10 protein-coding genes are annotated in these 13,215 nt (G+C 67.5%); 6 read left to right on the plus strand and 4 right to left on the minus strand.

Annotated features, from left to right (window positions below; genetic code table 11):
* Positions 1-1,181: 1,181 nt before the first annotated feature.
* The 4 genes from KPL57_RS62545 to KPL57_RS62560 all read right to left on the minus strand — a co-directional run bounded on the left by KPL57_RS62545 (position 1,182) and on the right by KPL57_RS62560 (position 4,343).
* On the minus strand, positions 1,182-2,069 hold the full coding sequence (locus KPL57_RS62545; RefSeq protein WP_226359145.1) for a hypothetical protein: 888 nt from the start codon (positions 2,067-2,069) through the stop codon (positions 1,182-1,184).
* Positions 2,070-2,110: 41 nt separating this feature from the next.
* A complete protein-coding gene (locus tag KPL57_RS62550; RefSeq protein WP_226359146.1) occupies positions 2,111-2,599 on the minus strand; it encodes a hypothetical protein in 489 nt (162 codons plus the stop codon).
* 353 nt (positions 2,600-2,952) lie between these two features.
* The gene (locus tag KPL57_RS62555) at positions 2,953-4,104 is read right to left on the minus strand and encodes a hypothetical protein (RefSeq protein WP_226359140.1); all 1,152 of its coding nucleotides are present in this window, start codon (positions 4,102-4,104) and stop codon (positions 2,953-2,955) included.
* Positions 4,101-4,343: a hypothetical protein gene (locus KPL57_RS62560; protein ID WP_226359147.1), complete on the minus strand. Its 243-nt coding sequence runs from the start codon at positions 4,341-4,343 to the stop codon at positions 4,101-4,103. The genes KPL57_RS62555 and KPL57_RS62560 overlap by 4 nt, the downstream gene beginning before the upstream one ends.
* Positions 4,344-4,589: 246 nt before the next feature.
* On the opposite strand from KPL57_RS62560, the gene KPL57_RS62565 reads away from it, so the two are divergent.
* From KPL57_RS62565 to KPL57_RS62590, 6 genes are all read left to right on the plus strand, one after another.
* Complete coding sequence (locus tag KPL57_RS62565; RefSeq protein ID WP_226359141.1) at positions 4,590-4,979, plus strand: hypothetical protein; 390 nt, start codon at positions 4,590-4,592, stop codon at positions 4,977-4,979.
* Positions 4,976-6,127 carry a hypothetical protein gene (locus KPL57_RS62570; protein ID WP_226359140.1) on the plus strand — a complete coding sequence of 384 codons (1,152 nt, stop codon included), beginning with the start codon at positions 4,976-4,978 and terminating at the stop codon, positions 6,125-6,127. Before KPL57_RS62565 ends, KPL57_RS62570 begins: the two co-directional genes overlap by 4 nt.
* 353 nt (positions 6,128-6,480) lie before the next feature.
* Entirely contained in the window at positions 6,481-7,899 is a 1,419-nt protein-coding gene (locus KPL57_RS62575; RefSeq protein WP_226359139.1) for a protein rep, read from the plus strand.
* A 1,247-nt stretch (positions 7,900-9,146) separates the two neighbouring features.
* On the plus strand, positions 9,147-9,536 hold the full coding sequence (locus KPL57_RS62580) for a hypothetical protein (protein ID WP_226359141.1): 390 nt from the start codon (positions 9,147-9,149) through the stop codon (positions 9,534-9,536).
* Complete coding sequence (locus tag KPL57_RS62585; RefSeq protein ID WP_226359140.1) at positions 9,533-10,684, plus strand: hypothetical protein; 1,152 nt, start codon at positions 9,533-9,535, stop codon at positions 10,682-10,684. Before KPL57_RS62580 ends, KPL57_RS62585 begins: the two co-directional genes overlap by 4 nt.
* A gap of 353 nt (positions 10,685-11,037) precedes the next feature.
* Positions 11,038-12,456: a protein rep gene (locus KPL57_RS62590; protein WP_226359139.1), complete on the plus strand. Its 1,419-nt coding sequence runs from the start codon at positions 11,038-11,040 to the stop codon at positions 12,454-12,456.
* Positions 12,457-13,215 lie beyond the last annotated feature (759 nt).

Below are 13,215 nucleotides of genomic sequence, written 5' to 3' on the forward strand. Positions count from 1 at the left end.
CGCAATGGCCGTCAGTGACACACTTGCGTACATGACCGACTTAACCCCTGAAGAGCGAGCCGCACTTGACTCCCTCGTGCCACCCACCAGCAGACAGGCAAGACGCACGACGACCTCGTCACCGCCGCCGGACAACCTGGCAGCGCCGCACCGAAAACTCCGACCTCGGCGGCCTCGTCCTCGGAGCGCTCCACCGAGACGTCAAGTCCTGGCGCATCGTCGAGTACGCCACCGGTATCCCCGCTGCCACCGCCCGCCGATGGGCCATCCCGCCCGCCCCAGCCGACACCCAAGAGCAGCCTCCGGCAGCCCCTCCGGGGAGGACCTCCGCTCCCGCAGCAGCCGAACGCCCCTCACCCGAGCACGGGGAGAGATAGAGGGAGCGGCTCCGGGTGGGGCTGCGCCCACGTCGGCCCCACAGGGCATCAGGGCGCCGCAGGTGCCCGCAAGCTTAAGCAGACAAGCCATCCCGACCCCAGGCATGTTGCGGGCACCTGCGACCCCCTGACGGCGCTCCGCGCGCCGACGTGACCGCAGCCCCACCCTCCAAGCCACAGCTGCGGTGTCGTCGTATCGACGACCACCCGAACGTCAACCACCCGTTGACGCCCGCGTTTCGTTAAGAAAACGCCTAACTTGCTGCGCGGTGAACCGGCACCAGACGGTCGACGGCAAGCCGACCCGGACCGCACCCCGCCCCCGGCGGGGGGACCGGAAGCGGCGCGGCAGCACCCGATCCGTCCGCACGAAACCTCGCACCCGACCGACGGTCATCGGTGGATGCATAGGTCCTGTCGCCTGTAGAGCGGCGACACCGCCGACAGGACAATCCCGCTAGACAGCGCTAGACACCGGTCGCCTTGAGCCGACCCAACTCAAGGCTCGACAGCCCACCACATCCATGCATCATCTGATGATCGCCGGGCCGGGTGCCGGTTGCGTGCGGACGTACGCAACGAGGTCCACACCGAGAGTCAAGGCTCACGACATCGTCAATGAGTCATTGACATCAGCGCGCCAAAGATCATCTTGGACGCACTGAGGGGCCTTGAAGCGGCTTTGAAGCGGCTTTGAAGCGGCGTTGACGCGGCGTTGACGCGGCTCTGCGATCGTCGACGACCGACTTCGCGGTGTGACCTGCGGAAACGCTGGTCTCGGTGGGTGGGGTGGCGCCCGACACCTCAACCACCCTGCTTCGCTTGACGGCCGGTCGAGGTGTCGGGCGCCACCCCACCCACCTCAGCAATTCTCGATCTTGAGTCAGGGCTGGGGTCCTGACCTGATCGTTGCTCAGTGAACCGTTGCTCGGCGAACCGGTGTGTGGTGAACCAGCGTCGGCGTGCTCGGCGCTGCTCGGGGTCCTCGGCTGCCAGGGCTGCCTTGAGCCAGCCGAACGGTTGTCGCTCGGGTGGATCGTCGAGTTGCACGGCGCGTTCGGTGGTGTCGGTCTCGAACTCGAAGTCCAGACCCCGGGCGTCGAGCCAGGCGTGCGCGGCGGGGACACCGCCGTGGCGGGTCGCGAGCAGGAGGTCTTCGGCCTCGGGATAGACCTTGCGCCACGTCCGTGCAGGTAGAACCGCTGCGAGTTCGCCTCCGGCGTTCTCCTCGGCGATGGTCTCGTCGTCGATCTCCTCCAGCTTGCACTTGGCCTTGAGCCCGTTGGACCAGACCAGCTGCTGCATCCCCTTCGAGCCTTGCTCCCACTCCTGCCACAGCGCGATGTCACGTTCGTCGCCGGTCTCCAGGGCGTCAGCGAGGATCTCGAACGGGGTCCGTGACCCGTTCTTCCCCTGCTTCCAGCGGCCCCCGACGGTCTCGAACGCCAGCTTGGAGATGTACTTGGCCATCTTCTCCAGCGCCCCGGTCCCGACCCGGACATCGACCCCGTGCTCGAACGAGGCGGTGAAGCCCGACTTCGCCAACCCGGCGGTCCAGAGCTTGTAGATCGTCGCGACCAGCTCCGGGACCCGCGGGCTCACATCGGCCGGGAAGATCAACAATGCGTGGATGTGCAGATGCCACCCGTTCGCGTCTGTCCTGGTCGAGTCGATGCCGCGTACGTAGTCCATGCCCAGCAGCTGCTTGAGCTCCTGCCAGGCCCGCGCCTTGGTCAGGTGCCGCCACGCCCGGTCAACGCACGGCGGACCTCCCGCAGGCTGTGAGCTTTGTGATGGCTCATCGTCAAGCTGAGCAGCGCGACCGATCCGCCCCGCTCAGCGTTCCAGTTGATCAAGTGCTGGAGCTCTTTCGCCCGCTTGGCGCTGATCTTCGCCGAGCAGACCGGGCAGTCCCAGACGCTCCCACATGTCACCAGGCCGCCGAACCCGGCCGTGCCCGGCTCGCCGCCCGTGCCCGGGGTGTGATGCAGCGACACCTCACCTCCGGTGTTGATCGAGACCCGGCCACACCGCGCGACCCGCGGCAGCGTCGTGATCTTCGCAAGCTTCCGTCGAGCAGCGTACTTCTCCCGGAACGCCTGATCCTGACGCTCCCGGAACTCCCTCGCAAGATCATGCCTGTGGTCCTGACCTGCAGTGAAGGCACTTATCGCGTCGTTACCAAGCGGGGCGCCTGCGGCGCCCCCGGACGGGCCGCTCACGCCAGCGGAAACACCCTCAGGCACGCCAACGAGCGGGCCCGCAGACCCGCTTACGCCTCCGGCGACGCGGCCCCGCGACCCGCTCCCGGGCACCACAGAAGAACCGGAGACACCCCCGGACACAGGAGAAAAAAGAGAGAGACCGGCAGCACCTGCCGAGCGCGACACACCCGCACCAACCGGGACCCGGGTCTTGGCTGACGCGACAAGGGGCTCTACCCTGAGGGCTTCAAGCGCTGCAGTCATTCGAGGGACCCGTTCTTGTGAGGGCCGCTCGTACTGGCATCCAGAGGTCGTAACTCCGGATCGCCCTGCGGCGCTTGATCATGTTCCAAACCAGAACCTGGCCTATCTCAGGCCGCAACAGGGCCGCGACTCGCCGAGGACGCCCGGATTTTCTCCGCGTAATCGGCGTAAGAGCCGACATGCGGAGCGCGGAACCGGGTCAGCGGAGCGCCCGGCACCGACAACAGACCCACGCCCGGTAGGGCGCTGACGTGGGCTTCTGCGACATCCCGGGCCGCTCCCGGGTGCAGAAGCTCGACCGCCGCCGGGTTGTCGCTGCGGAAGCTGACCTTCACCGAGCACTGAGCCCGCTCAAACGCCCCCATCAACGCCGCCTCCGCCCGCTGCACCACCAGCACCACCCGGACACCGGCCTTCGCGCCCTCCGCCAACAGACGCCCAATCAACGCCCGCACCCGGCGCCCGGCGTCCTTCGACACCGCATCGGTGGCCCGGTAGAGACCGACCAGCTCCTCGAACACCACCAGCCGTAACGGCTCAGCCTCCGACACCGCCAGAGTGTCCCGACCCGCCGGGAGCCCGGCGATGCGGGCATCCATGTCAACGACCAGCCGCGTCAACAACGCCTCATGAGCATCGATGTCCGCGAGCCCAGAGACCTGCCACGGCGCGTGCCGAGACCCAGCGAACGGCCGCCACAACAGACCCGTCGGGTCACACCCCGCGACCGTGACCAGCGGACTCGACGCGAGCTGGCCCAGGAAGCCGTAGACGAACCGGGACTTCCCCGACCGCGTCACGCCCTGGATCGCCATATGCGCCTCCGACGCCCAGTCACGCACCAGGTCACGGCCCTGCTCGTCACGACCCAGCAGCACCGGGACCTGCACCAGCGCTAGAGAGTCCTCAACCGGGGCCGCGAACGGGTCCGACGGGACCAACTCGATCCGGGCGAACACGTCCCCACGCTGCTCCACCCGCAGACCGAACGCACCCAGATGCGGAGCAAGACGATCCGCCACCTGCTCCACATCCCTGACCAAATGCCCCGGCAACAGCCGGACCATCAACACCGTCGGCGGCCCCAACACAATCTGCACCACCTCCGGCGTCACCACCGTCAACCCCGACGCCGTCTCCACCCGCACACACAAGCCCGCGCCCTCACACGCACGACGCCAGGCACACCAGAGCGCATCCGCCTCCCGCGCATCCGCCTGACGCTCCTGACGACGCGACCACGAACTACGCCACGTCATGCCGCGTCCTGCTTCCGACTCTGACCCCGGACGCCCTCAGCGGTCCAACGCGGCGGCGTGAGCTGACCGGTCTTGCGCGACAGGTAGCCCGGCGACACCAGCAGACCCTCGAAGACCACCGGCTGACCGAACGGCCCCGGCTCCGGCCGGGCATGGCTCGCGACCGTCACCGTGATCACCTCGGTGCGATCACGCTCATCGCCCTCCACCGCAGGAGTCACGACCTCGACACGCCACAACGGACGACCATCCGCGCTGGACTCCTGACGACCCGACGGGTCCGGACGCCGAGAACCATCCGACAACTCAACCCACACCTGCCCGGCGACACCGCACCCGTGCTGATCATCACCGCACGCTCCGCGTCCACTGGGTAGTTACGCATTTCAGCTCCACCTTCCGCAGCATTCCGACACGATCAAGTCTAATCTACTGCAGTAGATTAGACTTGATCGTGTCGGAATGCTGCGGAAGGTGGAGCTGAAATGCGTAACTACCCAGTGGACGCGGAGCGTGCGGTGATGATCAGCACGGGTGCGGTGTCGCCGGTGCAGGTGTGGGTTGAGTTGTCGGATGGTTCTCGGCGTCCGGACCCGTCGGGTCGTCAGGAGTCCAGCGCGGATGGTCGTCCGTTGTGGCGTGTCGAGGTCGTGACTCCTGCGGTGGAGGGCGATGAGCGTGATCGCACCGAGGTGATCACGGTGACGGTCGCGAGCCATGCCCGGCCGGAGCCGGGGCCGTTCGGTCAGCCGGTGGTCTTCGAGGGTCTGCTGGTGTCGCCGGGCTACCTGTCGCGCAAGACCGGTCAGCTCACGCCGCCGCGTTGGACCGCTGAGGGCGTCCGGGGTCAGAGTCGGAAGCAGGACGCGGCATGACGTGGCGTAGTTCGTGGTCGCGTCGTCAGGAGCGTCAGGCGGATGCGCGGGAGGCGGATGCGCTCTGGTGTGCCTGGCGTCGTGCGTGTGAGGGCGCGGGCTTGTGTGTGCGGGTGGAGACGGCGTCGGGGTTGACGGTGGTGACGCCGGAGGTGGTGCAGATTGTGTTGGGGCCGCCGACGGTGTTGATGGTCCGGCTGTTGCCGGGGCATTTGGTCAGGGATGTGGAGCAGGTGGCGGATCGTCTTGCTCCGCATCTGGGTGCGTTCGGTCTGCGGGTGGAGCAGCGTGGGGACGTGTTCGCCCGGATCGAGTTGGTCCCGTCGGACCCGTTCGCGGCCCCGGTTGAGGACTCTCTAGCGCTGGTGCAGGTCCCGGTGCTGCTGGGTCGTGACGAGCAGGGCCGTGACCTGGTGCGTGACTGGGCGTCGGAGGCGCATATGGCGATCCAGGGCGTGACGCGGTCGGGGAAGTCCCGGTTCGTCTACGGCTTCCTGGGCCAGCTCGCGTCGAGTCCGCTGGTCACGGTCGCGGGGTGTGACCCGACGGGTCTGTTGTGGCGGCCGTTCGCTGGGTCTCGGCACGCGCCGTGGCAGGTCTCTGGGCTCGCGGACATCGATGCTCATGAGGCGTTGTTGACGCGGCTGGTCGTTGACATGGATGCCCGCATCGCCGGGCTCCCGGCGGGTCGGGACACTCTGGCGGTGTCGGAGGCTGAGCCGTTACGGCTGGTGGTGTTCGAGGAGCTGGTCGGTCTCTACCGGGCCACCGATGCGGTGTCGAAGGACGCCGGGCGCCGGGTGCGGGCGTTGATTGGGCGTCTGTTGGCGGAGGGCGCGAAGGCCGGTGTCCGGGTGGTGCTGGTGGTGCAGCGGGCGGAGGCGGCGTTGATGGGGGCGTTTGAGCGGGCTCAGTGCTCGGTGAAGGTCAGCTTCCGCAGCGACAACCCGGCGGCGGTCGAGCTTCTGCACCCGGGAGCGGCCCGGGATGTCGCAGAAGCCCACGTCAGCGCCCTACCGGGCGTGGGTCTGTTGTCGGTGCCGGGCGCTCCGCTGACCCGGTTCCGCGCTCCGCATGTCGGCTCTTACGCCGATTACGCGGAGAAAATCCGGGCGTCCTCGGCGAGTCGCGGCCCTGTTGCGGCCTGAGATAGGCCAGGTTCTGGTTTGGAACATGATCAAGCGCCGCAGGGCGATCCGGAGTTACGACCTCTGGATGCCAGTACGAGCGGCCCTCACAAGAACGGGTCCCTCGAATGACTGCAGCGCTTGAAGCCCTCAGGGTAGAGCCCCTTGTCGCGTCAGCCAAGACCCGGGTCCCGGTTGGTGCGGGTGTGTCGCGCTCGGCAGGTGCTGCCGGTCTCTCTCTTTTTTCTCCTGTGTCCGGGGGTGTCTCCGGTTCTTCTGTGGTGCCCGGGAGCGGGTCGCGGGGCCGCGTCGCCGGAGGCGTAAGCGGGTCTGCGGGCCCGCTCGTTGGCGTGCCTGAGGGTGTTTCCGCTGGCGTGAGCGGCCCGTCCGGGGGCGCCGCAGGCGCCCCGCTTGGTAACGACGCGATAAGTGCCTTCACTGCAGGTCAGGACCACAGGCATGATCTTGCGAGGGAGTTCCGGGAGCGTCAGGATCAGGCGTTCCGGGAGAAGTACGCTGCTCGACGGAAGCTTGCGAAGATCACGACGCTGCCGCGGGTCGCGCGGTGTGGCCGGGTCTCGATCAACACCGGAGGTGAGGTGTCGCTGCATCACACCCCGGGCACGGGCGGCGAGCCGGGCACGGCCGGGTTCGGCGGCCTGGTGACATGTGGGAGCGTCTGGGACTGCCCGGTCTGCTCGGCGAAGATCAGCGCCAAGCGGGCGAAAGAGCTCCAGCACTTGATCAACTGGAACGCTGAGCGGGGCGGATCGGTCGCGCTGCTCAGCTTGACGATGAGCCATCACAAAGCTCACAGCCTGCGGGAGGTCCGCCGTGCGTTGACCCGGGCGTGGCGGCACCTGACCAAGGCGCGGGCCTGGCAGGAGCTCAAGCAGCTGCTGGGCATGGACTACGTACGCGGCATCGACTCGACCAGGACAGACGCGAACGGGTGGCATCTGCACATCCACGCATTGTTGATCTTCCCGGCCGATGTGAGCCCGCGGGTCCCGGAGCTGGTCGCGACGATCTACAAGCTCTGGACCGCCGGGTTGGCGAAGTCGGGCTTCACCGCCTCGTTCGAGCACGGGGTCGATGTCCGGGTCGGGACCGGGGCGCTGGAGAAGATGGCCAAGTACATCTCCAAGCTGGCGTTCGAGACCGTCGGGGGCCGCTGGAAGCAGGGGAAGAACGGGTCACGGACCCCGTTCGAGATCCTCGCTGACGCCCTGGAGACCGGCGACGAACGTGACATCGCGCTGTGGCAGGAGTGGGAGCAAGGCTCGAAGGGGATGCAGCAGCTGGTCTGGTCCAACGGGCTCAAGGCCAAGTGCAAGCTGGAGGAGATCGACGACGAGACCATCGCCGAGGAGAACGCCGGAGGCGAACTCGCAGCGGTTCTACCTGCACGGACGTGGCGCAAGGTCTATCCCGAGGCCGAAGACCTCCTGCTCGCGACCCGCCACGGCGGTGTCCCCGCCGCGCACGCCTGGCTCGACGCCCGGGGTCTGGACTTCGAGTTCGAGACCGACACCACCGAACGCGCCGTGCAACTCGACGATCCACCCGAGCGACAACCGTTCGGCTGGCTCAAGGCAGCCCTGGCAGCCGAGGACCCCGAGCAGCGCCGAGCACGCCGACGCTGGTTCACCACACACCGGTTCGCCGAGCAACGGTTCACTGAGCAACGATCAGGTCAGGACCCCAGCCCTGACTCAAGATCGAGAATTGCTGAGGTGGGTGGGGTGGCGCCCGACACCTCGACCGGCCGTCAAGCGAAGCAGGGTGGTTGAGGTGTCGGGCGCCACCCCACCCACCGAGACCAGCGTTTCCGCAGGTCACACCGCGAAGTCGGTCGTCGACGATCGCAGAGCCGCGTCAACGCCGCGTCAACGCCGCTTCAAAGCCGCTTCAAAGCCGCTTCAAGGCCCCTCAGTGCGTCCAAGATGATCTTTGGCGCGCTGATGTCAATGACTCATTGACGATGTCGTGAGCCTTGACTCTCGGTGTGGACCTCGTTGCGTACGTCCGCACGCAACCGGCACCCGGCCCGGCGATCATCAGATGATGCATGGATGTGGTGGGCTGTCGAGCCTTGAGTTGGGTCGGCTCAAGGCGACCGGTGTCTAGCGCTGTCTAGCGGGATTGTCCTGTCGGCGGTGTCGCCGCTCTACAGGCGACAGGACCTATGCATCCACCGATGACCGTCGGTCGGGTGCGAGGTTTCGTGCGGACGGATCGGGTGCTGCCGCGCCGCTTCCGGTCCTCCCCCGCCGGGGGCGGGGTGCGGTCCGGGTCGGCTTGCCGTCGACCGTCTGGTGCCGGTTCACCGCGCAGCAAGTTAGGCGTTTTCTTAACGAAAACGCGGGCGTCAACGGGTGGTTGACGTTCGGGTGGTCGTCGATACGACGACACCGCAGCTGTGGCTTGGAGGGTGGGGCTGCGGTCACGTCGGCGCGCGGAGCGCCGTCAGGGGGTCGCAGGTGCCCGCAACATGCCTGGGGTCGGGATGGCTTGTCTGCTTAAGCTTGCGGGCACCTGCGGCGCCCTGATGCCCTGTGGGGCCGACGTGGGCGCAGCCCCACCCGGAGCCGCTCCCTCTATCTCTCCCCGTGCTCGGGTGAGGGGCGTTCGGCTGCTGCGGGAGCGGAGGTCCTCCCCGGAGGGGCTGCCGGAGGCTGCTCTTGGGTGTCGGCTGGGGCGGGCGGGATGGCCCATCGGCGGGCGGTGGCAGCGGGGATACCGGTGGCGTACTCGACGATGCGCCAGGACTTGACGTCTCGGTGGAGCGCTCCGAGGACGAGGCCGCCGAGGTCGGAGTTTTCGGTGCGGCGCTGCCAGGTTGTCCGGGCGGCGGTGACGAGGTCGTCGTGCGTCTTGCCTGTCTGCTGGTTGGGTGGCACGAGGGAGTCAAGTGCGGCTCGCTCTTCAGGGGTTAAGTCGGTCATGTACGCAAGTGTGTCACTGACTGCCATTGCGCCAAAGTGACTCAGTAGATTAGACTTGATCGTGTCGGAATGCTGCGGAAGGTGGAGCTGAAATGCGTAACTACCCAGTGGACGCGGAGCGTGCGGTGATGATCAGCACGGGTGCGGTGTCGCCGGTGCAGGTGTGGGTTGAGTTGTCGGATGGTTCTCGGCGTCCGGACCCGTCGGGTCGTCAGGAGTCCAGCGCGGATGGTCGTCCGTTGTGGCGTGTCGAGGTCGTGACTCCTGCGGTGGAGGGCGATGAGCGTGATCGCACCGAGGTGATCACGGTGACGGTCGCGAGCCATGCCCGGCCGGAGCCGGGGCCGTTCGGTCAGCCGGTGGTCTTCGAGGGTCTGCTGGTGTCGCCGGGCTACCTGTCGCGCAAGACCGGTCAGCTCACGCCGCCGCGTTGGACCGCTGAGGGCGTCCGGGGTCAGAGTCGGAAGCAGGACGCGGCATGACGTGGCGTAGTTCGTGGTCGCGTCGTCAGGAGCGTCAGGCGGATGCGCGGGAGGCGGATGCGCTCTGGTGTGCCTGGCGTCGTGCGTGTGAGGGCGCGGGCTTGTGTGTGCGGGTGGAGACGGCGTCGGGGTTGACGGTGGTGACGCCGGAGGTGGTGCAGATTGTGTTGGGGCCGCCGACGGTGTTGATGGTCCGGCTGTTGCCGGGGCATTTGGTCAGGGATGTGGAGCAGGTGGCGGATCGTCTTGCTCCGCATCTGGGTGCGTTCGGTCTGCGGGTGGAGCAGCGTGGGGACGTGTTCGCCCGGATCGAGTTGGTCCCGTCGGACCCGTTCGCGGCCCCGGTTGAGGACTCTCTAGCGCTGGTGCAGGTCCCGGTGCTGCTGGGTCGTGACGAGCAGGGCCGTGACCTGGTGCGTGACTGGGCGTCGGAGGCGCATATGGCGATCCAGGGCGTGACGCGGTCGGGGAAGTCCCGGTTCGTCTACGGCTTCCTGGGCCAGCTCGCGTCGAGTCCGCTGGTCACGGTCGCGGGGTGTGACCCGACGGGTCTGTTGTGGCGGCCGTTCGCTGGGTCTCGGCACGCGCCGTGGCAGGTCTCTGGGCTCGCGGACATCGATGCTCATGAGGCGTTGTTGACGCGGCTGGTCGTTGACATGGATGCCCGCATCGCCGGGCTCCCGGCGGGTCGGGACACTCTGGCGGTGTCGGAGGCTGAGCCGTTACGGCTGGTGGTGTTCGAGGAGCTGGTCGGTCTCTACCGGGCCACCGATGCGGTGTCGAAGGACGCCGGGCGCCGGGTGCGGGCGTTGATTGGGCGTCTGTTGGCGGAGGGCGCGAAGGCCGGTGTCCGGGTGGTGCTGGTGGTGCAGCGGGCGGAGGCGGCGTTGATGGGGGCGTTTGAGCGGGCTCAGTGCTCGGTGAAGGTCAGCTTCCGCAGCGACAACCCGGCGGCGGTCGAGCTTCTGCACCCGGGAGCGGCCCGGGATGTCGCAGAAGCCCACGTCAGCGCCCTACCGGGCGTGGGTCTGTTGTCGGTGCCGGGCGCTCCGCTGACCCGGTTCCGCGCTCCGCATGTCGGCTCTTACGCCGATTACGCGGAGAAAATCCGGGCGTCCTCGGCGAGTCGCGGCCCTGTTGCGGCCTGAGATAGGCCAGGTTCTGGTTTGGAACATGATCAAGCGCCGCAGGGCGATCCGGAGTTACGACCTCTGGATGCCAGTACGAGCGGCCCTCACAAGAACGGGTCCCTCGAATGACTGCAGCGCTTGAAGCCCTCAGGGTAGAGCCCCTTGTCGCGTCAGCCAAGACCCGGGTCCCGGTTGGTGCGGGTGTGTCGCGCTCGGCAGGTGCTGCCGGTCTCTCTCTTTTTTCTCCTGTGTCCGGGGGTGTCTCCGGTTCTTCTGTGGTGCCCGGGAGCGGGTCGCGGGGCCGCGTCGCCGGAGGCGTAAGCGGGTCTGCGGGCCCGCTCGTTGGCGTGCCTGAGGGTGTTTCCGCTGGCGTGAGCGGCCCGTCCGGGGGCGCCGCAGGCGCCCCGCTTGGTAACGACGCGATAAGTGCCTTCACTGCAGGTCAGGACCACAGGCATGATCTTGCGAGGGAGTTCCGGGAGCGTCAGGATCAGGCGTTCCGGGAGAAGTACGCTGCTCGACGGAAGCTTGCGAAGATCACGACGCTGCCGCGGGTCGCGCGGTGTGGCCGGGTCTCGATCAACACCGGAGGTGAGGTGTCGCTGCATCACACCCCGGGCACGGGCGGCGAGCCGGGCACGGCCGGGTTCGGCGGCCTGGTGACATGTGGGAGCGTCTGGGACTGCCCGGTCTGCTCGGCGAAGATCAGCGCCAAGCGGGCGAAAGAGCTCCAGCACTTGATCAACTGGAACGCTGAGCGGGGCGGATCGGTCGCGCTGCTCAGCTTGACGATGAGCCATCACAAAGCTCACAGCCTGCGGGAGGTCCGCCGTGCGTTGACCCGGGCGTGGCGGCACCTGACCAAGGCGCGGGCCTGGCAGGAGCTCAAGCAGCTGCTGGGCATGGACTACGTACGCGGCATCGACTCGACCAGGACAGACGCGAACGGGTGGCATCTGCACATCCACGCATTGTTGATCTTCCCGGCCGATGTGAGCCCGCGGGTCCCGGAGCTGGTCGCGACGATCTACAAGCTCTGGACCGCCGGGTTGGCGAAGTCGGGCTTCACCGCCTCGTTCGAGCACGGGGTCGATGTCCGGGTCGGGACCGGGGCGCTGGAGAAGATGGCCAAGTACATCTCCAAGCTGGCGTTCGAGACCGTCGGGGGCCGCTGGAAGCAGGGGAAGAACGGGTCACGGACCCCGTTCGAGATCCTCGCTGACGCCCTGGAGACCGGCGACGAACGTGACATCGCGCTGTGGCAGGAGTGGGAGCAAGGCTCGAAGGGGATGCAGCAGCTGGTCTGGTCCAACGGGCTCAAGGCCAAGTGCAAGCTGGAGGAGATCGACGACGAGACCATCGCCGAGGAGAACGCCGGAGGCGAACTCGCAGCGGTTCTACCTGCACGGACGTGGCGCAAGGTCTATCCCGAGGCCGAAGACCTCCTGCTCGCGACCCGCCACGGCGGTGTCCCCGCCGCGCACGCCTGGCTCGACGCCCGGGGTCTGGACTTCGAGTTCGAGACCGACACCACCGAACGCGCCGTGCAACTCGACGATCCACCCGAGCGACAACCGTTCGGCTGGCTCAAGGCAGCCCTGGCAGCCGAGGACCCCGAGCAGCGCCGAGCACGCCGACGCTGGTTCACCACACACCGGTTCGCCGAGCAACGGTTCACTGAGCAACGATCAGGTCAGGACCCCAGCCCTGACTCAAGATCGAGAATTGCTGAGGTGGGTGGGGTGGCGCCCGACACCTCGACCGGCCGTCAAGCGAAGCAGGGTGGTTGAGGTGTCGGGCGCCACCCCACCCACCGAGACCAGCGTTTCCGCAGGTCACACCGCGAAGTCGGTCGTCGACGATCGCAGAGCCGCGTCAACGCCGCGTCAACGCCGCTTCAAAGCCGCTTCAAAGCCGCTTCAAGGCCCCTCAGTGCGTCCAAGATGATCTTTGGCGCGCTGATGTCAATGACTCATTGACGATGTCGTGAGCCTTGACTCTCGGTGTGGACCTCGTTGCGTACGTCCGCACGCAACCGGCACCCGGCCCGGCGATCATCAGATGATGCATGGATGTGGTGGGCTGTCGAGCCTTGAGTTGGGTCGGCTCAAGGCGACCGGTGTCTAGCGCTGTCTAGCGGGATTGTCCTGTCGGCGGTGTCGCCGCTCTACAGGCGACAGGACCTATGCATCCACCGATGACCGTCGGTCGGGTGCGAGGTTTCGTGCGGACGGATCGGGTGCTGCCGCGCCGCTTCCGGTCCTCCCCCGCCGGGGGCGGGGTGCGGTCCGGGTCGGCTTGCCGTCGACCGTCTGGTGCCGGTTCACCGCGCAGCAAGTTAGGCGTTTTCTTAACGAAAACGCGGGCGTCAACGGGTGGTTGACGTTCGGGTGGTCGTCGATACGACGACACCGCAGCTGTGGCTTGGAGGGTGGGGCTGCGGTCACGTCGGCGCGCGGAGCGCCGTCAGGGGGTCGCAGGTGCCCGCAACATGCCTGGGGTCGGGATGGCTTGTCTGCTTAAGCTTGCGGGCACCTGCGGCGCCCTGG

The sequence above is a fragment of the Pseudonocardia sp. ICBG601 genome (assembly GCF_020496245.1).